At 75.1% G+C, this 19705-nt stretch carries 17 protein-coding genes and 2 pseudogenes; 13 read left to right on the plus strand and 6 right to left on the minus strand.

The genetic code is table 11. The features are described from left to right. Positions 1-34 precede the first annotated feature (34 nt). Positions 35-1975: a serine/threonine-protein kinase gene (locus tag AC067J_RS23450; protein WP_478302146.1), complete on the plus strand. Its 1941-nt coding sequence runs from the start codon at positions 35-37 to the stop codon at positions 1973-1975. A gap of 202 nt (positions 1976-2177) precedes the next feature. After that, positions 2178-2669, plus strand: a complete 492-nt coding sequence (locus AC067J_RS23455; RefSeq protein WP_478302147.1) for a histidine kinase — start codon at positions 2178-2180, stop codon at positions 2667-2669. 87 nt (positions 2670-2756) lie between these two features. Here the strand turns inward: AC067J_RS23455 and AC067J_RS23460 are convergent, their stop codons facing one another. Continuing rightward, positions 2757-3776, minus strand: a complete 1020-nt coding sequence (locus tag AC067J_RS23460) for a winged helix-turn-helix domain-containing protein (protein WP_478302149.1) — start codon at positions 3774-3776, stop codon at positions 2757-2759. 61 nt (positions 3777-3837) lie between these two features. Here AC067J_RS23460 and AC067J_RS23465 point away from each other — a divergent pair, with 61 nt between their 5' ends. Continuing rightward, positions 3838-5187 (plus strand): MFS transporter, encoded by a 1350-nt coding sequence (locus AC067J_RS23465; RefSeq protein ID WP_478302151.1) that lies wholly within the window; start codon positions 3838-3840, stop codon positions 5185-5187. A gap of 113 nt (positions 5188-5300) precedes the next feature. On the opposite strand, the gene AC067J_RS23470 is transcribed toward AC067J_RS23465, so the two are convergent. Continuing rightward, positions 5301-6113, minus strand: a complete 813-nt coding sequence (locus tag AC067J_RS23470) for an SDR family NAD(P)-dependent oxidoreductase (RefSeq protein WP_478302153.1) — start codon at positions 6111-6113, stop codon at positions 5301-5303. A 351-nt stretch (positions 6114-6464) separates the two neighbouring features. Here AC067J_RS23470 and AC067J_RS23475 point away from each other — a divergent pair, with 351 nt between their 5' ends. Next, positions 6465-7151, plus strand: coding sequence for a hypothetical protein (locus AC067J_RS23475; RefSeq protein ID WP_478302195.1), 687 nt, complete (start codon positions 6465-6467; stop codon positions 7149-7151). Between the two features lie 10 nt (positions 7152-7161). Here the strand turns inward: AC067J_RS23475 and AC067J_RS23480 are convergent. Both AC067J_RS23480 and AC067J_RS23485 read right to left on the minus strand, forming a co-directional pair. Further along, a pseudogene (locus tag AC067J_RS23480) lies at positions 7162-7386 on the minus strand (transposase); the annotation flags it as partial. Positions 7387-7412: 26 nt separating this feature from the next. After that, on the minus strand, positions 7413-8324 hold the full coding sequence (locus AC067J_RS23485; RefSeq protein WP_478302155.1) for a S41 family peptidase: 912 nt from the start codon (positions 8322-8324) through the stop codon (positions 7413-7415). Positions 8325-8381: 57 nt separating this feature from the next. On the opposite strand from AC067J_RS23485, the gene AC067J_RS23490 reads away from it, so the two are divergent. Beyond that, positions 8382-8888: an ArsR/SmtB family transcription factor gene (locus tag AC067J_RS23490; protein WP_478302157.1), complete on the plus strand. Its 507-nt coding sequence runs from the start codon at positions 8382-8384 to the stop codon at positions 8886-8888. A gap of 532 nt (positions 8889-9420) precedes the next feature. Here AC067J_RS23490 and AC067J_RS23495 read toward each other — a convergent pair. After that, a complete protein-coding gene (locus AC067J_RS23495; protein WP_478302159.1) occupies positions 9421-9627 on the minus strand; it encodes a cold-shock protein in 207 nt (68 codons plus the stop codon). 407 nt (positions 9628-10034) lie between these two features. Between AC067J_RS23495 and AC067J_RS23500 the strand changes: the two genes are divergently transcribed. The 5 genes from AC067J_RS23500 to AC067J_RS23520 all read left to right on the plus strand — a co-directional run bounded on the left by AC067J_RS23500 (position 10035) and on the right by AC067J_RS23520 (position 17759). Beyond that, complete coding sequence (locus AC067J_RS23500) at positions 10035-11003, plus strand: alpha/beta hydrolase (RefSeq protein ID WP_478302161.1); 969 nt, start codon at positions 10035-10037, stop codon at positions 11001-11003. A 264-nt stretch (positions 11004-11267) separates the two neighbouring features. Beyond that, positions 11268-11414: a hypothetical protein gene (locus AC067J_RS23505; protein WP_478302163.1), complete on the plus strand. Its 147-nt coding sequence runs from the start codon at positions 11268-11270 to the stop codon at positions 11412-11414. A 494-nt stretch (positions 11415-11908) separates the two neighbouring features. Then, entirely contained in the window at positions 11909-12274 is a 366-nt protein-coding gene (locus AC067J_RS23510) for a hypothetical protein (protein ID WP_478302165.1), read from the plus strand. 271 nt (positions 12275-12545) lie between these two features. After that, the gene (locus AC067J_RS23515; RefSeq protein WP_478302167.1) at positions 12546-14537 is read left to right on the plus strand and encodes a glycoside hydrolase family 5 protein; all 1992 of its coding nucleotides are present in this window, start codon (positions 12546-12548) and stop codon (positions 14535-14537) included. Between the two features lie 492 nt (positions 14538-15029). Then, on the plus strand, positions 15030-17759 hold the full coding sequence (locus AC067J_RS23520; RefSeq protein ID WP_478302169.1) for a M4 family metallopeptidase: 2730 nt from the start codon (positions 15030-15032) through the stop codon (positions 17757-17759). Positions 17760-18265: 506 nt separating this feature from the next. Here AC067J_RS23520 and AC067J_RS23525 read toward each other — a convergent pair. After that, entirely contained in the window at positions 18266-18409 is a 144-nt protein-coding gene (locus tag AC067J_RS23525; protein ID WP_478302170.1) for an alpha/beta fold hydrolase, read from the minus strand. 197 nt (positions 18410-18606) lie between these two features. Here AC067J_RS23525 and AC067J_RS23530 point away from each other — a divergent pair, with 197 nt between their 5' ends. The 3 genes and pseudogenes from AC067J_RS23530 to AC067J_RS23540 form a co-directional block, all read left to right on the plus strand. Further along, positions 18607-18915, plus strand: coding sequence for a GNAT family N-acetyltransferase (locus tag AC067J_RS23530; RefSeq protein ID WP_478302172.1), 309 nt, complete (start codon positions 18607-18609; stop codon positions 18913-18915). Beyond that, positions 18912-19370, plus strand: coding sequence for an OsmC family protein (locus tag AC067J_RS23535; protein WP_478302174.1), 459 nt, complete (start codon positions 18912-18914; stop codon positions 19368-19370). The genes AC067J_RS23530 and AC067J_RS23535 overlap by 4 nt, the downstream gene beginning before the upstream one ends. A gap of 87 nt (positions 19371-19457) precedes the next feature. Further along, a pseudogene (locus tag AC067J_RS23540) lies at positions 19458-19705 on the plus strand (hypothetical protein); the annotation flags it as partial.

Consider the following 19705-nt stretch of genomic DNA (forward strand, 5'->3'; position numbering starts at 1 on the left):
GAAGACGGGCCCGGCGGCCCCTACCATGTCCGCCATGAACACTGGGGGGCCGGAGACACGGCTCATCGACGACCGCTTCGAACTGCTGGAACGCCTCGGCGGCGGAGGCATGGGCCTGGTCTGGCGAGCCCGTGACACCATGCTCCACCGCGAGGTCGCACTCAAGGAAGTCCGCCCACCCGACCCCGCCATGGCCGCCGCCGACCCCGCCGGCGCCCTCGAACTCCGCGAACGCGTCCTGCGCGAAGCCCGCGCCCTCGCCCGCCTCCAGCACCCCAACGTCGCCGTCATCCACCACATCGTCGACACCCCCGGCCACCCCCACCCCTGGCTGGTCATGGAACTCGTCGCCGGCGGCAGCCTCGCCGACCGCATCGCCCGCGGCCCGCTCACCGTCCCCGAAGCCGCCCGCATCGGCCGCGGCGTCCTCGCCGCCCTGCGCGCCGCCCACACCGCCGGAATCCAGCACCGCGACGTCAAACCCGGCAACGTCCTGCTCCGCACCGACGGCACCCCCGTCCTCACCGACTTCGGCATCGCCGCCGTGCAGGACTCCACCGCCCTCACCGCCACCGGTGCCCTCATCGGCTCACCCGAGTACATAGCCCCCGAACGCATCCGCGGTGAAGAAGGCAACCCCTCCTCCGACCTCTGGTCGCTCGGCATGACGCTCTACGTCGCCGTCGAAGGCCACCACCCACTGCGCCGCGCCACCACCCTCGCCACCCTCGCCGCCGTCCTCGACGAACCCCTCCCCCCGGCCACCCGCTCCGGCTCCCTCGGCCCCGTCCTCGCCGGCCTGCTCGCCCGCGACCCCGCACTCCGCCCCGACGCCGACCAACTCGACCGTGCCCTCGCCGCCGCCGAACAGAGCGGCGGGCTGGGGGTCGGGCACGGTCCCGGACCGATGCTGTCCGCCCCCACGCCGGGGTGGGCGCCGACCCACCTGGACACCCCGCACCCCTCGGCAGGGGGACCGGCCTACACCGGTCCGGCCGGTGCGGGGTTCACCGGGTTCGCCGGGGACGGGACCGGCCAGGCGGGCTTCCCCACCACCGGCGGCCACCCGGGCGCGTCGGGTGCCCACTACCCGGGCGCCTACCAGCAGGGCGCGACGGGCGCGCAGTACCCGGGGGCCCAGCACCCGGGCGCGACGGGCGCCCACTACCCGGGAGACATCGATACCGGCCGTCCGGGCACCGACCACTCCGGAGCCACGGACACCCACTACCTGGACGGCACCACCGTGGCCGGCCGGTCGACCTCCGCGAGGACCGGGCCGGAACGGCCCGCCCGGCGCCGTTCCGGGGCCGCCGTGACCATGGCGGTGGCGGGAGTCGCGGTGGCCGGCGTCCTCGCCGTCCTGCTCCGTCCGGACGGCACCGACACCAACGGCGGGGGCACCGCCCCGAGCGCCTCCGTCGTCCCCGGCGGAGCACCCGCCACGACCGGCGCGGTCCCCGCCCCGCCGGCCGACCAGCCGTCCGCGAACACCCCCGCCGTACCGACCGCGAAGCAGACGACCAAGAACACCCCGGCGCCCAAGGACCTGATCACCCCCGAGGGCGTCCGCACGGTGGTCGCCGCGGTGACCGCGCAGTCCGGCAGCACCAAGGTCAAGCAGCTCACCGTCTACCCCGGCTACGCGAGCGCCCAGGTGCCGACCGCCGACGGGCGCGGCTACGACTGGATCGACTACCGCGACGGCTCGACCACCCGCCGGACCGGCGGGTCGATGGCCAAGGAGAAGGTGGTCGACCTCGCGCAGTACGACTGGGACGTCGTGCCGGCGCTGCTGGCGAAGGCCAACGAAACGCTCAACGTCAAGAACCCGACCAGCCGTTACCTGATCATCGACGCCTGGAGCGACGGCGCGGCGAGCATCCGGGTCTACCTCTCCGACGAGTACCACAACAGCGGCTACCTGCTGGCGGACGCGAAGGGCAACGTCCGCCGCACCTACGCCGCCGACTGAGCCGGCCCCGGCGCGCTTCGGCGCGGTCGGCGGGTCGGCGGGTCGGCGGGTCGGTGGGTCGGCGGGTCGGTGAGTCAGTGGGTCGGCGGGGTGCCGGAGGGCCGCCGGGGACCCCGGACGGTGGACCACCGCAGGGCGGGGCGCCCGGGCCTGGACCAAGCTGGACTGGCCCCACCCCGCCGTGAGAGGAGCCGTCGAGGCCATGACCCAGACCCACCACGTCCTGCTGCTCGACTTCACCGACCGGGAGTCCTGCCGGGCCGCCTTCGACGATGCCGAGCACCTGCCGGGCCTGCGCCAGTCCGCGATCGTGGACCGGCTGGACGACGGCACCCTCGACATCCCGGTCAGCCAGGTCCGCGGCGCGGGCGCGTCGACCGTCGGCGCGGGGGTGGTCGGCGGCCTCGCCGGGCTGCTGGCCGGGCCGATCGGCGGCCTGCTGGGCTGGGCGGCCGGCACGGCGCTCGGCAGCGCCGCCGAGAACCGGCGCGACACCGACGGCGGTGCCGGGCTGATCGTCCTCAGCGAGGAGGTGGAGAACGGCCACAGCCTGCTGGTCCTCGACGTGATGGAGACCACGCCGGACCCGGTCGACCGGCTCGCCGAGCGCCACCACGTCCCGGTGCGCCGCATCCCGGCGGCCGAACTGGCCGAGCGGGTGAAGGCGGCCCAACGCGCCGCCGAGGAGTCCTGAGCCGTCCGGCCCGGTGAGCCGGAGCGGGCCCGCTCACCGGCGTCCGGCCACCCGGGCCTCCGTCGGTACGGGGCCGTCAGCGGCCCGTCAGCGCGGTTCCGCCCCGGGCGGGCGGGCGTCCAGCAGGACCTGGCCCGCCGCGGTGAGGACGTACAGCACCGAGCGGCCGGCCCGGCGGCGGTGGGCGAGGCCCGCCTCGCGCAGGATCCTGAGGTGGCGGCCCACCGAGCCCAGCGGGAGCCCGGTGAGCGCCACCAGCTGGGTGGTGGTCTTGGGCGCGTCGAGCAGGGTGAGCAGCCCGGCCCGGGCCGGGCCGAGGAGCGCGGCCAGCGCGTGCGGGACCGGCGGCCGTTCGTCCTCGGCGAGGACGCCCGCGCAGGGGTAGACGACCGCGTACCGCAGGCCCGGGCCCGGGCCCGCGCGCCGGCCGTCGACCGGCGGGGCGTCCCAGCAGACCCAGCTCCGGGCCGGGGTGACCGGGACGAACAGCAGCTGTGCGCCGGACAGTTCCAGCGGCGCGCTGTCGCACCGGGTGACCTGCAGGCGGTTCGCGCCGAGCCAGCGCAGGCCGGGCCGCATCCCGTCCAGCGCGGTGGCCCACCCGTGCTCGCCGAGCCGGGCGGTCCGGGCGAGGACGTCGGCCTCGATGATCCGTCTGCGGCGCGGCCAGGACGGCCGGACGGTCTCCGCCCACACCCACTCCAGCAGGCCGGCGGCGCGCTCCGGCAGGTCGTCGCGGCGCAGCACCGCGGGCACCGGGCCGCCCAGGGTCTCGGCCAGGTCGGCCCGGGCGACGGCGGGCGGCGTGGCCCGGACCCGCTCCAGCTCCCGGGCGAAGACGGGCCCGTCCCCGGCGTCGGGCGTCGGGGTGAGGAAGGTGGCGTTCCACCGGGGGCCCAGCGCGGCGCCGACCAGGGCGGCGGTGACCGGGTCGGCGGACAGGAGCGCCCGGTAGCGGGGGAGGTGGGCGTCGAGCCACCGGCGCTCGCCGGGGTGGGCGGCGCCGCCCCGCTGGAGGGTCTTCAGGACGGCGACCGTCTCGGCCAGCGGCGAGACGACGAACCGGCTCCCCGCCAGGGTGTCCGCGTCGACCCGCCACCAGCCCATTCGTTTCGCCTCCCCGCGAAAACCTAACGCCCGGCGGACCCGGCCGGTGAGACTCCCCGGCATGCGAACGTACCGCGAGCTCTTCCGCGTCGGGGAGTTCACCCCGCTCCTCCTGGCCTCCTCCGGGCAGACCGCGGCCCAGACCGTCGGCGGACCGGCGCTGGGCATCCTGGTGTTCCAGGGGACGGGCTCCCCGCTCCTCTCCTCGCTGGCCGTGTTCGGCCCGGCCCTCGGCCAGTCGGTCGGCGCGGTCACCGTGCTCTCGGCGGCGGACCGGCTGCCGCCGCGCGCCGCACTGGCCGGGACGGCCCTGCTCCTGTGTGCGGGGACGGCCGTGCAGGCCGTCCCCGGGCTGCCGCTCTGGGCGCTGTTCGCGGTCCTGCTGGGGCTCGGGGTGGCCGGCGCGGTCGGCGGCGGGGCGCGGTACGGGCTGCTGAACGAGATCCTGCCGCGCGGCGGCCTCCTGCTCGGGCGGTCGGTCCTCAGCGTGTCGGCCGGGGTGCTCCAGATCGGCGGATTCGCGGCCGGCGGCGTCCTGGTGACGGTCCTGTCCCCGCGCGGCACGCTGCTCACGGCCGCCGCCCTCCACCTGCTGTCCGCGGGGGTGGCGCGGTTCGGGCTGGGCCGGCGGCCGGCCCGGGCCTCCGGTCGGCCGTCGGTGGCGGAGACCCTGCGGACCAACGCGGTGCTCTGGTCCTCGGCGCCGCGCCGGTACGTCTACCTCGCGCTCTGGGTGCCGAACGGCCTGATCGTGGGGGCGGAGGCCCTCTACGTGCCGTTCAGCCCGCACGGCTCCGGCCTGCTGTTCGCGTGCGGCGCGGCGGGCATGCTGGCCGGGGACGTCCTCGTCGGCCGCTTCCTGCCGGCCCGCCGGCGGGACCGGGCGGCCGTCCCGCTCTGCCTCCTGCTGGCCGCGCCCTACCTGGGCTTCGCCCTGGACCCGGGCCTGCCGGTCGCGGTGGTGCTGGTCACGGTCGCCACCTTCGGGTACGCGGCGGGTCTGCTGCTCCAGGACCGGCTGACGGCGCTGACTCCCGCGCGGCTCGGCGGGCAGGCCCTGGGCCTGCACTCCGCCGGGATGCTCGCCGTGCAGGGCGTGGGTGCGGCGGTCGCCGGGGCGCTGGCCGAGCTGACCTCCCCGGCCGGCGGCATGGCGGCGACCGCGGCCCTCTCGCTGGGCGTGACCCTGCTGCTGGCACCGGGGTTGCGGGGCGGTACGGCCGTCGGCGGGGCGATCGACGGGTCGGAGGGGGCGACCGACGGCGAGGACCGTCCGGGCGAGGCCACCGCGGCGGCGGCCCCGGCGACGGCCCCGGTGACGGCCCCGGTGACGGCTTCCGCACCGGGGTTCGCGCCGACCGCCGCGCAGGCCGCCGCGCCGACCGCCGCGCCGACCGCCACGCAGGCGTGAGTGCCGGTGCCCGGGGCGGCCTCGGTGGAGGGCGACGCCCGGTAGCCCGTTCCCGCCCCCGCCGAGGTCCGGGTACGGAGGTCCGGATGCCGGGGGCTCGATGCCGGGAGTCGTCAGGCGTCCCCGCGCGGCTCGATCCGGAAGCCGAAGGCGGTGGTGCCCGGGTCGAGTGCGGTGACCCCGCCGTCGACCGTGAGCACGGCGCCGTTCACGTAGCTCGCGGCGGGTGACAGCAGCCAGTCGACGGCCGCGGCGACCTCCTCCGGCTCGCCGGGCCGTCCCGCCGGCGTGAGCCGGGTCGCCACCTGGTAGGCCTCCTCGACGCCGCCCGCCAGTTGCGCCCGGTCCGCGAGGCGCGCCATCGGACGGTCGGCCATCTCGGTGCGGACCCAGCTCGGGCAGACGGTGTTGGCCCGCAGCCCGAGCCGGCCGTAGTCGACGGCCAGGGAGCGGCAGAGCTGCAGCAGCGCGGCCTTCGAGGTGGCGTAGGCGGCGTTGGCGGCGCCGTTGCGCAGGGCGGAGACCGAGGCGACCGCGACGACGGCCCCGCGCGACTCCAGCAGGTGCGGCAGCGCGGCCCGCAGGAGGAGGAAGGGGCCGGTGACGTTCGTCCGCATCACCAGCTCCCAGTCCTCCGGCGTCACGTCGCCCACCGAACCGGGCCGGCCGGCCCCGGCGTTGAGCACCAGCCCGTCGAGTCGGCCGAACGCCGCGACGGCCGCCGCCACGAGGTCCCGGACGCCGTCCGGATCCGTGGTGTCGGAGACGTGGGCGAGCGCGCCGGTCTCCCGGGCGACGCGCTCCAGCGGTTCGCGGCGCCGACCGGAGACCACCACCTGGTGGCCCTCGGCGCGCAGCAGCCGGGCGGTGGCGGCGCCGATGCCGGACCCGCCGCCGGTGACGATGACAACGCGCTGCTCCGCCATGGGCCGGCGCCTCCCTGGACCGTCGATGATCAGTGGACCACCGGATCCTACGCCGACGATCCGTCAGCCCCACTGCCGGGTCGGCCGCTTCGGGGGCACGCGGAGGCGGGCTCTCCTCCAGGCCCCGGTGAGGCCTTCCCCAGCTGGCCGGCCGGCCGGTTCCACGGCCGGCCGCACCGCCGACGGGCCCAGGCGTTGTCGTCAAAGTGCTGTCGCCTCTGCCGGTGGCGTGAGACTGTGCCGACCGGGGGCAACGCCGACGGCGGGGGGATGCAGGTGGACGGGCCGGTGGAACGGGTGGCTCTTCGGCGTCCGGGGTCGCGGCTGGTGTTCGACGGCCGGTGTCTCACCGTGACGCGATGGTGGTGCCCCGTCCCGGGTCTGCGCGTGCGCCGGTTCCGGTTGGCGGAGATCATCCATGCCGCCGAGCACAGCCCGGACCACGATCACGAAAGCCCGCTGGGCTACCGGTTCGTCGTGGAGACCACCAGGCGGACGCGGCCGTACCGGGTCTGGTGCTGGCGGCCCTTCGACATACAGGAGACATCCTGCTCCCGGCACTCGCCGCGACTGGTGGACGTCATCGCCAGAGCGATCCGGCAGGCGACGACCGAACGGCAGCGCGCGGTGCTGGCCGCCACGTACGGCCTGGGTCCGTGGTCGGAGGAGGTCTGGCGCGAGGTCGAGTGCCTCGCGCCCGGGTTGGAGGCGCTGGCTCCGAGGGGTGACCACCGCTCGGCCGTCGAGGAGACACTGGCCGACTGGCGCGGTGAACCGTGGCCCGACCCCTTCGGCGGCCCGGCGTCACATGCGCCGCCGTCCTACGAACTGCCCTGGCCGGCCTCGTACCGTCCCGGCTTCGTCAACCACGCCGCATGGCGCGCCTTGATCGACGGGCTGGACGCCCGGGCGCAGGTCGAGACGACGCCCGAGTGGCGGGCATACCTCGCGGAACTGATGCGGTGCGCCCGAGCCCACCTGCGGGTGGCGTACGAGCGCCGCTCACCCTTGCGCAAGCGACTCCTGAACGGCCTGTGACCGTCCCGTCCGCCGCCCACCTGCGGAAACGCGTATGCAGCGTGGCCCATCGGCCGGAGTGCTCGGGCACATCCCGCCGGGCGGTCCCGGTCCGGAACCTCCGCACGATTCCGTTCGGGACTCTGCGGTCGTCCAGCCGCTTCCGCCCCCGCAACGACTCGGGCAGCAACGACCGGACGGACTCCCGCTCCACAGCGGACGGTTCATGGCGACGTATCACGGCGCCATGAACCACCGGCGATGATCATCTGAAGATACTGCCTAGGCCAGGCGGGCCACGGCCAGGGCCAGGGCGCGGTCGAGCGCCGCGTCGGCGTCGCACGGCACATCGGGCCGGACGCCGGTGCCCTCCCAGTTGGTGCCCGAGACCGGGTTGACCGCGCGGGCGATGGGAACGCTGAGCTCCAGGTGCGGGTGCACCGTCCAGCCCTCGCGCGGGTGCGCGCCGCCCCGGGTGGCCTCCCCGACGACCTCGGCGCGCCCGAGCTGCTGCAGGTCGTAGGCGAGCTCCTCGCCCCCGGAGAAGGTGCTGCCGCTCGTCAGCACGTAGAGCGGCTTCTCGCCGCCGAAGCGGGCACCCGGTACGAACGGGGGCGACCAGGACTGCTCGGCCACCTCCCCCTGGCGCGAGAGCATGGTGTTGAGCTTCGTGCGGCCGTCGAGCAGGTAGCCGCAGACGAAGGCGACCGTGTTCGGATCGCCGCCGACGTTGCGGCGCAGGTCCAGGATGAGGGCGCGGGCGGGTGCCACCAGTGAGAGCGCCGCGGCCAGCGGCTGCGCCGCCCAGTCCAGCGGGAAGAGCAAGGGCGAGATCTCCAGGACCGCGACGCCGCCGTCGAGGAGCTCCACGCGCGGAACGCCGCCCAGGGAGGCGTCGAACTTCCTCCGCATCGCGGCGAGTGCCGCCGCGCCCTGCTCGCGCGGCACCGGCACGTCGTGGTAGTTGAGGGCCAGGTGCAGGTCGCCGTTGACGGACCGCAGGTCCGCGGTGACCGCGTCGGCCAACTCCTGGGCGGATTCCGCCGGATAGGAACCCTCGGCACTCCGGCGCCGCAGCAGGGCCGCCAGTTGCCGGGCGGCATCGGGGAAGACGTAGTTCTCGTCGACCAGGTCGGCGATCGACTCGACGACGGCGACGGCATCCAGCGCAGGTGGCGAGGTGGTGGGGGTCATGGGAGTGAGTACACCAGTGGCTTGCCAAAGCGTCAACTGTACTTAACGCTTGATCTGGTGAGCCATCAATTAGACGAAGACGTCCAGCGGATCAGCACGCCTGTGCAGCACAGCGCACTCGCCCACCCCCTGCGCCAGCGCCTGCTCTTCGCGCTGAGCGGCCGGCCGTCGACGATCAGCCGGCTCGCCGCACAGCTGGGAGCGAACAAGGGTAGCGTCTCCCACCACCTCAGGGTGCTGCGCGAGGCGGGGCTGGTCCAGGAGGCGGGAACGCGACAGGTGCGCGGCGGCACCGAGAAGTACTACCGGCGGACCGCCGAGCGGCTCCTCGTCGCCGAACCGCAGGCCGAGGGCACGGCCGCGCTGTTCGGCGCCGTCGCCCAGGAGTTGGACCGCTCACCCGCCGGCCACCTCCTGTCACTGCGCCACCTCCGGCTCAGCCCGGCCAAGGCGGCGCGGCTCGCCGAGGTGCTGGCCGGACTGGTCGACGAGACGGAGGAGGATTCGGAGGACGAGCCGGTGTACGGACTCCTGGTGACGTTCTACCAGCAGGCCGGGGCGTAGGGTGTCGGCCTGCTGAGGACGGTCCTGCCGTACCTGGCTCCGTGGTGACGGTGTCGGGACGGGTGAGGCGGGTCCGCCGTCTCCGGCGGTCGCTCGTCAGTACCGGCCGCCGCCGGTTTGTCGCTCAGCCGCTCAGCCGCTCAGCCGCTCAGCCGCTCAGCCGGTCCGCCGGTCCGCGCGGGTGGGGTCGCGGCCACGACGTCGTACCGGCACTGTGCGACTGCGCGCGGCGCCGGTGGTCCCGATGCCCGGAGCGCTTCACCTGCTCGCCGGAGGCCGGGCGGCAGGCGCGGACGCGGAGGTCAGGCGCGGGCGTCAGGCGCGGGCGGCAGGCGCGGCCGCGGGCCGGGGCTGCTTGCGGCAGCGGGGCGGCGGGGCTGGGCCGGGCCGGGCAGGGGCCGGGTGTGCCGCACGCACGGGCCGGCGCCACGACCGCGGCCTTCACGCCGATTCCCTTGCCTCGTGGCCGAGTCCGGGATCAGGTGAAGGCCGCTCAGACGTCCGGGGGCTCCCGGACGGGTGATGCTGTCCGCTAGCGGATCGGGACGACGTTCTCCGCCTGCGGCCCCTTGGGCCCCTGGGTGACGTCGTACTCGACCCGGGCCCCCTCGGCCAGTTCCTTGAAGCCGGTGGTCTGGATCGCGGAGAAGTGGACGAACACGTCAGGGCCGCCGTCGTCCTGCTGGATGAAGCCGAAGCCCTTCTCGCCGTTGAACCACTTCACAGTGCCTTGTGCCATCAGTGCCGATCCCTCGTCCGATTACCGCGGCGCGACCCGCGCGCCGGCCGTGCCCATGTGCGGCGACGGCGTCTGAAGCATGCATTCCCGAGGTGCTCCGGGAACCCGTTTGGACCCCGTGTCAACGAAGCTCACCCGTTCGTGCGACCGTGAGGGCGGCGGCGTCTCCGGGGACGTGACGCACACCGTGCGGAGACACCGGACGCCCAAGGACCGGGGAGTCGGGAGCGGTGAGACCGGGGGTACGGGGAGCGGCCTCTGACGCCGTTCGGGGGACCGGTGCGCACGGAGGGTCAAACACTGTGCGCGCCGGGCAAAGCCGGTCGGCGGGCCCTCGCCTACGGTCGGTTGTGCCGCCTCCCGCCGAGGCCGGCGCACCAACCTCCCCGCACCGAAGAGGCCGAACCATGACCGATTCCGCACCCGTCACGCCCGTTCTGGAGCCCGCCGCCGCGGCCTTCGCCGCCGACACCGCCAAGCCGCCGTTCCTCTTCCAGCTGCCGCCGGAGGAGGGCCGGGCCGCCGTCGACGAGGTCCAGTCCGGCGGGATCGCCCGGCCGGACGTGGACGAGGAATGGGTGACCGTGCCGGGCGGTCCGACCGGCGAGGTCCGGGCCCGGATCGTCCGTCCGGCCGGTGCCGTGGGCGAGCTGCCCGTCGTCCTCTACATCCACGGCGCCGGCTGGGTCTTCGGCAACGCCCACACCCACGACCGGCTGGTCCGCGAACTGGCCGTCGGCACCGGCGCGGCGGTGGTCTTCCCGGAGTACGACCGCGCGCCGGAGCACCGCTACCCCGTCGCCCTCGAACAGAGCTGGACCGTCGCGCGCTGGGTCGTCACCGACGGCGCGGCCAAGGGGCTGGACGCCACCCGGATCGCCGTCGCCGGCGACTCGGTCGGCGGCAACATGAGCGCCGCCCTCACCCTGCTCGCCAAGGAGCGCGGCGGCCTGCCGCTGCTCCACCAGGTGCTCTTCTACCCCGTCACCGACGCGAACTTCGACACCCCCTCCTACCACCAGTTCGCCGAGGGCTACTTCCTGCGGCGCGACGGCATGCAGTGGTTCTGGGACCAGTACACGACCGACGAGGCCCAGCGCGCCGAGATCACCGCCTCGCCGCTGCGCGCCACCACCGAGCAGCTCACCGGCCTGCCGCCGGCCCTGGTCGTCACCGGTGAGGCGGACGTGCTGCGCGACGAGGGCGAGGCGTACGCCAACAAGCTGCGCGCGGCCGGAGTGGCGGTCACCGCCGTGCGCTTCCAGGGCATCATCCACGACTTCGTGATGCTCGACGCCCTGCGCGGGACGCACGCCGCCGAGGCGGCCGTCTCGCTCGCCGTGGCCACCCTGCGCGAGGCCCTCGCCGAGCGCTGAGCCGGCCCGGCGGACCGGGGGCGGGGCGGGCGCGCCGGACCGCGCCCGCCCCGCCTTCCGCCGTCCGCCGTGCACTCTCCGCCGTGCACCGAGTCGAGGAGACCCACGCACCATGACCACCCGTGACCCCGCATCGGGGGAACCCGCGATACCCGCCGGTGCTGCCGGAGCCACCGGGCCCCGCAGCCCTGCAGCCCTGCCGGAACCGCCGGAACCGCCGGAACCGCCGAGACCAATCGACTCGAAGAGCCCGAGGCGCCCACCGTGCCCACCGCGCCCGGCGACCACGCCGACCCCGGCTCGCCGCCGCTGCGCCGGCCCGAACCCGACCTGCGCGGCATGACCCGCATCACCCTGCGCCCGATCGCCTCGCCCATACCCCTCGGCTTCTACAGCGTGGCCATCGCCTAGATCCTCGTCGGCTGCCTCCAGCTCGGCGTCTTCGAGGACGGCGCCGGCCGGGCCGTGGCGCTCGCCGTCCTGCCCGCCTTCGTGCTCCAACTGGCGGTCGGAATCCTGGCGTTCGGCGGCCGGGACGTGCTGGCGGCCACACTGCTGACCTGCTTCGCCGGCTCGCCGGTAGCTTCCGTCCGGGCGCCCGTGGTGCTCCCGCCGCTCGCCCCGCTGCGGGAGGGGCCGGCGGCGGCGCGGCGGCGCGGCGGCGTCGTGGCGGCGGCCCGGCGTGCTCCCGGGGCGGCGTGCGCGGTGGTCCCTTGGAGTCGACTCCGCCGCCCCTCCTGGCGCGCCGCGCCGCCGGAGCCGGTCCGGTGCGCCAGCATGCCGGACAGGTCGCGGCGGCAGGTCCGACGCCTCCCCGGCCCCAGCCGTCCGTCCACGCACCGGGGTGCCGCCGGCGGGACAGCTCCCGCCGGCGGCCGGTCCCCGAGGATCCGGAGTTCCCGAAGATGATCACTGTGTTCCGCATCGACGCGCCCCCGACCGGCATCGAGACCGGCGAGGGCGGGGCCGATCCCACCCCCGAGCAGATCGAGCAGGAGATCCAGGCGCGGCAGGCCTTCGTGGACGCGATCTCGCCCCACCTCGCCGCCCTGCCGGAGCGTCCGGTCCACCACTCCGGCAACGTCGAGAAGGTGGAACTCCTCGGCGCGGACATCACCACCCAGCTGAACCGGTACCTGCTGCTGGTGACCGTCGACGTGGGCGACCCGCGGATCGACTTCGACTCCTTCGTCCCGGCCGGCACCACCGTCACGCAGGTGATCGACGGCCTCCGGCCGATCTCCCGGTGGCCGGCCGGAGGCGGGTACTGACCCGCGCCCCTCGAACGCGGCCCGGTGTGCGGAACGACCGCGCACCGGGCCGCGCCGTTCCCCCGCCCGCCGGGCCCGCCGGTCCCGGTGGCCCCGTCGGTCCCGGCAGTACCTGCAGCGTCCGGCAGTCCCAACGGATTCGACGGACGTCCGCCCCACGGCCTTGTCCTGTACGCGTCGCGCAGGTGCAATGGGAGTCCCCGGGTCGACCTGCCGGCAGTCAGGTCGGCCTCCTCGTCCTCACCCTCATCCCCCCAAGGACGTCCCGATCATGATGCATCGTGCGATCCGCGCCGCCGTCGCGGCGGCCGGAGTCTGCGCACTTCTCGCGACAGCGCCGGCGACCGCGACAGCGACCGCGACCGCCGGGGCCGCCACGGTCACCGGGGCCACTGCGGCCGCCGAGGCGCTTCCGGCGGCCACTGCGGCCGCCCCGCCCGCACCCGCCGTGCTCGGCGGTGCCGAGCTCGCCGCCTCCTGGACCGGTCCGCTCAGCACCCGCGGCCGCTACATCGTCGACGCGGACGGCGAGCGGTTCAAGTTGAAGGCGGGCAACTGGGCCGGAGCCCAGGGGACTTGGCAGGGCAGCGGCCCGACCACCGACCCGGCGAACAACCAGGCCGGGCAGGTCTCGTACAACCTGCCGCTCGGGCTCGACCGCGCGCCGATCGCCGAGATCCTCGCCGGGTTCCACGGCCTCGGCCTCAACAGCATCCGCCTGCCGTACGCCGACGCGATGATCCGCGACGCCGCCGCGGTGCCGGACGCCGCCGTGGCGGCCAACCCGCAGCTGAGGGGCAGGACTCCGCTGCAGGTCTACGACGCGGTGGTCGAGGCGCTCACCGCCGACGGGTTCGCCGTCATCCTCAACAACCACACCACCGGCTACCGCTTCTGCTGCGGGCTGGACGGCAACGAACGCTGGAACAGCGGCCAGTCCACCCAGCAGTGGGAGGAGAACTGGCTGTTCATGGCGAACCGGTACAAGGCGAACAAGCGCGTGGTCGGTGCGGACCTGCGCAACGAGGTCCGCCGCGACACCTGGGACGACCCCAACTGGGGCATGGGCGACGGCCACGACGCGTACGCAGCCTTCGAGGAGGCCGGCAACCGGATCCTGCAGGCCGACCCCGACCTGCTGATCATCATGGAGGGCATCAACTGGCAGGGCATACCGCTCGCCGGGTTCTTCCACGGCCGCCCGGTGCTCAAGCCGGTCGCCACCCTCTCCCACACCCTGATCGACTCCGGGAAGCTGGTCTACGCCGCGCACTTCTACGGCTACACCGGGCCCGCCAACACCGGTGCGAGCGGCGGTCTCGGCGCCACCGGCGACCCGCGCTACCAGGACTTCACGCCCGAGCAACTGGCCCGGGTGGTCGACGACGAGGCGCTGTTCGTCACCCGGGAGGGCCAGCACTTCACCGCCCCGGTGTGGGTGAGCGAGTTCGGTGCCGGCGGGCGCGGCAGCACCGACGCCAAGGAACGCGCCTGGTTCGACGCCTTCACCGCGATCCTGGCCGCCAACGACACCGACTTCGCAATCTGGCCGCTCGTTGGTTGGCACAACGGCGGCGCCCCGCAGGACAGTTGGGCACTCCTGCACTGGGACGCGGCGGGCCGGCGGCTGAGCATCGAGGACCAGGGGGACTGGCGTGCCCCGTACTGGAACCGGCTGATCGCCGCACCCTCCCGTGCCGGGCAGGTCCCGCGGGCCGCGCAGTGGAAGATGCTCGACCTGGACCACGGGGACCGGAACGCCTCCCGGCGCATGCTCGCGCTGCCCGACTGGAGTGCCGGCAACCGCAAGGGCACCTGCCCCGACGGCCTGCGCCTGGCCGGGCTCGGACGAGGGGACGGCCGGGGCCTGTGCACCGACGCGGCGCAGCCGGCGGTCGGCGCGGGGGCCTGGACGGCCGTCACGGACGAGCGGTTCGTCACCGGGGGAGACTGGGCGGCGGGTTACAACAAGCTGCAGTGCCCGGAAGGCGCCCTCGCGGTCGGCTACGGCGTACGCGGTGATGCGATGGCCGCCCTGCTGTGCGCGCCCGCCGCCCGTCCGCTGCCGTCCGGCGGGCGCAACGTGTGGTTCGACCACGGCGACAACCGGCCCGCCGGGGGCGGATCGACCGGCAGCGACTGGGCGCCCGGCCACTACAAGGGCCAGTGCTCCGACGGCGAGTACGTGGCGGGGGTCGCGTTCACCTGGAAGTGGCTGCACTACGGCGTCCCGGACGCCCTGCTCTGCCGCCCGCTGGGCTGATCCCGGCCCCACTCGACCCACCCGGCCCCGCCTGACCCCACCGACCTCGTCCCGACTCCACCTGACCTGACCCCACCCGACCGCACCCGACCGCACCCGACCCCACCCGACCGCACCGGCGGAGCCCCCGCGCCGGTGCGGTCGCGCGTGCGGCGGCGCCTCGGCGGGCTCTCGCCTCGACCGGCCGCCCCTCGACTGTTCCCGCAGCGGGCCTCTGCGGGCCTCTGCGGGCCTCTGCGGGGTCTGTGGACCCCTTGATAAGTCAGTCATCGACATATGCCGCTTGATGTCATATGGTCAGTGCACGGCGGGCCGCCGGGAGTTGGAAGAACCGATGCGCCCGGGTGCTGCATCGCGCCGGCCCGCCCCGTCGCGCCCTCCCGGCAGCCTGCCGGCCGGCGGCGCGACCCGGTGCGCGGGCCTGTCTCCCGCGCGCCGAATCCACTGATGTCGTGGTCCAGGGGAGGATCCGTCGTGCTTCGTCGTTCCCGTATGCCCAAGGTGCTAGGTGTCGGCACCGTCGTCGTGCTGGGCCTGGGGCTGGGCGTCCCGCCGGCGTTCGCCGGCCCGGCCACCGAGCCCGACCCCGTTCCCGGCCTGGTGGCAGGGCGCGACACCGCCGCCCCGCAGCTCGTCACCGGCCTGGCCGAGCCGGCCCCCGGTGCCGGCCCGGCCGAGGCGGCGCTGGCCCACCTCGCGGCCCACCCGGACCGCTACCGCGTGGACCCCGCCCAGCTGGCCGAACTCGGCACCGAGAGCGCCCCGGACGGCCGGCGCACCGTCAGGTTCGAGCAGCGCTACGGCGGCGTCCCGGTGCTCGGCGGGCAGTACCTGGTCCACCTCACCGGCGACGGCGCCGGACAGCGGGTGGAGTCGGTCGGCGGCAAGTACTTCACCGGACTGTCCGCGCCGACCGCCGCCACCGTCCCGGACGGGGTGCTGCGCGACCTCGCCCTCACCGCGATCGACGACCCGCGCGCCCGGACCGGAGCCACCGCCGAGGACCACGGCCTGGTGATCCTGCCGGGCGACGCCGGCCGGCTGGCGCGGCACTTCACGGTGCGCGGCACCGGGCCGGACGCCGCCGGCCGCCCGGCCCGCGAGGTCTACGTGGACGCCACCGCCGGTGTGATCGCCCTCGCCCACGACGCCCGCTCCCCGTACCCGGCGGGCGGCGCCACCACCGCCGCCGAGGCGCAGAACGCGCCCAGCGCGACGCCGACCGGCCCCGAACCCGCCACCGGGACCGCGCCGGACGTGCTCGGCCGCTCCGTGAAGGTCGACATCGCCCGCCTCCCGGACGGGAGTTACCAGCTCTCCGACCTCTCCCGGTCCGCCCCGATCACCACCTACGACGCGGCCGGGCGCGACGAGATCGAGGTCGGCCACGGCCCCGTCCCCGACGGCGTCCTCCCGCCGAGCTCCCCGACCCCGGACTTCCCGGCCGGCACCGGCACCAGCGGCGCCACCGACGCCCACCTCAACGCCGCCGCGGTGTACGACTTCTACCGCGACCGCCTCGGCCGGGAGGGCCTGGACGGCAAGCGCGGCGCGATCACCTCCGTGGTCAACCTGACGTCCAACGGGCAGCCCATGCCGAACGCCTACTGGGACGGCTCGAAGATGCTGTACGGCGCGGGCGGCGGCAAGTACCACCCGTTCTCCGCGGCGCTCGACGTGGCCGGCCACGAGATGACCCACGGCGTCATCCAGAAGACCGCGAACCTCGCCTACCTCGGCCAGTCCGGGGCGATGAACGAGGCACTCGCCGACTACTTCGGCAACGCCGTCGAGGTGACCGCCCGCGGCATGTCGATGAACGACCCGCGCGCCGCACTCCTCGGTGAGGGCCTCTGCCGCACCGGTACCCCGGAGGACTGCGCGGGCCGCCGGTTGGACGACCGCCGGACCACCGTCGACCACTACCTCGGCGTCTCGCCGTCCCTCGACAGCGGCGGCGTCCACCTCAACTCCACCATCTTCTCGGGTGCGTTGTGGGACATCCGGCGCACCCTGGACCCGCTTGTCGCCGACCGGCTGATCTACCGCGCGCTCGCCGAGTACCTCACCCCGGCCGACGACTTCGTGGACGGACGCAACGCGATGCTCGCCGCCGGCCGGACGCTCGGCCTCAGTCGCGCCCAGCTCCGTACCGTGGCAGCCGCCTTCGACGCGCACGGGATCCGGGCCGGCTGGCAGCAGCGGGTCGGCCTGGACAGCCGGGTGCTGCTCCGCGACGTCTCGACCGTGGGCATGGCCCCCGCCGCCGCCAAGGGCCACTGGGTGGCGGGCACCACCGAGAAGGGCGGAAAGGGCTCCCTCGCCGTCTTCACCGGCGCGGTCACCGGCGGCGGCACGCCCGTCAGGCTCAGCCCCGAGGACGGCCGCTCGCACGGCTGGCCCGCCACCGACGGCACCTCCGCCGTCTGGGTCGCCATGGGGACCGACGCGCAGGGCCGGTGGGGGACGGAGGTGTTCGCCCGCCCGCTGAACGGCGGCGAGCTCCGCAGCGTCCACCGCGGCCCCAACCAGTACATCTCCGACGTCCAGGTCTCCGGCGACACCGTCGCCTTCCGGGTGAGCGACTCCGGTTCCGGCCGGACGTGGATCCAGCTGGTCCGTGACAGCGCCCCCGCGGTGGAGCTCCCGGTGGCGGACGGCCACAGCGCCTTCGGCCTCAGCCTCAAGGACGGCCTGCTCGGCTGGAACGAGGAGTGGTCCACCGGTGGCGAGGCCCTGACCTCCGCGCCCACCGTCTACTCGATCGCCGCGGGCAAGGTCGTCGCCCAGTACCCCGCGGCCGGCGGGGCGGCGGTCTCCTCCACCGTGCTCGCGGGCGGCCGCGTGCTCTGGGTGGAGACGCCCGCCGACCGGACCAAGCGCAGCGCGATCCGTTCCGGCGCGCTGGACGGCTCCGGTGCGACCGACCTGCTGCCCGGCGACTCGTCGTACGCCGCGCTGCGCCCGACCATCACCGCCTCCGACCGGGCCGTCACCTTCGGCTCCGCGGACGGCGAGAAGCCGGCCGGTGGCTGGTCCAACGCCGCGCTGTCCAAGGTCTGGCAGCTCCCGATCACCGGCGGCACCCCGCAGCGGGTCTCCTGCAACCGGGGCGGCCAGTACCAGCCCGCCGCCGACCAGGGCACCCGGGTGGTCTGGATGGACGCGACGGCGGGCCGCACCGACCTGGTGGTGCGCGAGCGCCCGGCCGGGTCCTGCTGACCCGGACCCGCCACACCCCGCACCGACGCACCGACGCACCGACGCACCGACGCACTGAGGCACCGACGCACTGAGGCACCGACGCACTGAGGCACTGAGGCACTGAGGCACCGACGCACTGAGGTACTGACGCGCCGAGGCACTGACGCACTCGTGCGCTGACTCACAGACCGCCGGCTGACGCCGGCACACACGGCCGGCCACCGAACCCCCGCGGTGGCCGGCCCTCGTCGTCGCCGGGCCGCCCCCGCCTACTCGACGCCCTTCACGGCGGCGAGGATCACGTCGGCGACCACCTGGGGTTCCGACGCCGGGAGCGCGTGCGAGGCGCCTCGACGACGACCGTCTCCCGCGCCCCGGCCCGCTCGGCCATGAAGCGGTGCGCCGCCGCCGGGATGTTGAAGTCGAGCTCCGGGTAGACGAACCAGACGGCAGGTCCCGCCAGGCGGGCTCGCCGGAAGCCTCGTCGAGGGCGACGTCGCGCAGCGGCCGCTTGGCCGCGGCGTTCAGGGCGGCCTCCTCGGCGCCGCGATCACCCGGTGGCCGGCGGCCCGGAGGCGGGTGACGACGCCGTTCCAGCCGTCGGACTCCGCGAAGGCGCCGTGGACGAGGACGACGGTGGGCCGATCGGGGTTGACGGTGGTGGTCACGTGGGATCTCTCCTGACACTTGCTCGCGCCGGTCCCTCGACCGGCGCACGTCCCGGAGACCAGGTACGACCGGGGGAGGGGAGTTGACGCCGGGTGCACGGCTTCCTGTCCGAGCGTGAACCGGGGGAAGCCTTGATCCACTATTAGTTGAATGATAAATTAGATGCATCGACCACGGCGCGAGCCCAGGAGGAACGATGTCGACCACCAGTGTCGCCGACAACCCCGAGAAGTCCCGCTACGAGATCACCGCCGACGGTGAACTCGCCGGCTTCGCCGAGTATCACCGCTACGAGGGCGAGATCGCCTTCATCCACACCGAGATCGACGACCGCTTCGCCGGTCGCGGCCTCGCCGGCACCCTCGCCCGCGCGGCCCTCGACGACGCCCGCGCCCGGGAACTGGCCGTCCTGCCGTACTGCCCCTTCATCCGCGGCTGGCTGGGCAAGCACCCGGAGTACACCGACCTGGTGCCCGCCGCCCAGCACGAGCGGTTCGGCCTGTGACCGCCGCACCCGCCGCCGGCACCCCGGACGGCGCGACGGGCGCCGCCGGCGAGTTCGTCCGCGCGGCCGCCGCCGTGGCGACCAGCACCGGCGACGACTACCGCATCGACATCCACTCCGGCCGCCACCGCCTGGCCGCCGACGAGCCGGAGTCGGCCGGCGGCGCCGACACCGCCACCACCCCGGTCGGCCTGCTCCTCTCCGCCCTCGGCTCCTGCACCGCGATCACCCTGCGGATGTACGCCCAGCGCAAGGACTGGCCGCTGAAGACCGTCCGCGTGCACCTCGGCTACGAGAAGGGCCCCGAGAAGGCGGTCCGGATCACCCGGCGCATCGACCTCGTCGGCGACCTCGACGAAGCCCAGCGCGCCCGGCTGCTCGACATCGCCGAACGGACCCCCGTCACCCGCGCGGTCTCCGCCGGCACCCCCATCGTCCCGGCCGCCCGGCACTAGCCTTCCGGCACCGGCCTCCCGCGTTCCTCCTGCGATCCTTCCGCGTTCCTCCTGCCCATTCCCCTCGACCCAGGAGCACGGCCCACCATGGCTGAACCCGTCCGCCACCCCGCCGCCCCTTCCGCCTCCGTCCCGGCGCCGGCTCCAGCGCCCGCGCCCGCCGTCCGGGGTGGGCTCGAATCCACCCCCGGCGGCCCGGTCCGCGAACTGCTGGCCCCGCGCGAGACCGCCCTCGGCGGCAGCACCGTGGTGCGCCGGCTGCTGCCGAGCCTGGGCCGCCGGATGGTCGGCGCGTGGTGCTTCGTGGACCACTACGGGCCGGACGACATCGCCGA

The sequence above is a fragment of the Kitasatospora sp. NPDC042419 genome, from assembly GCF_056437345.1.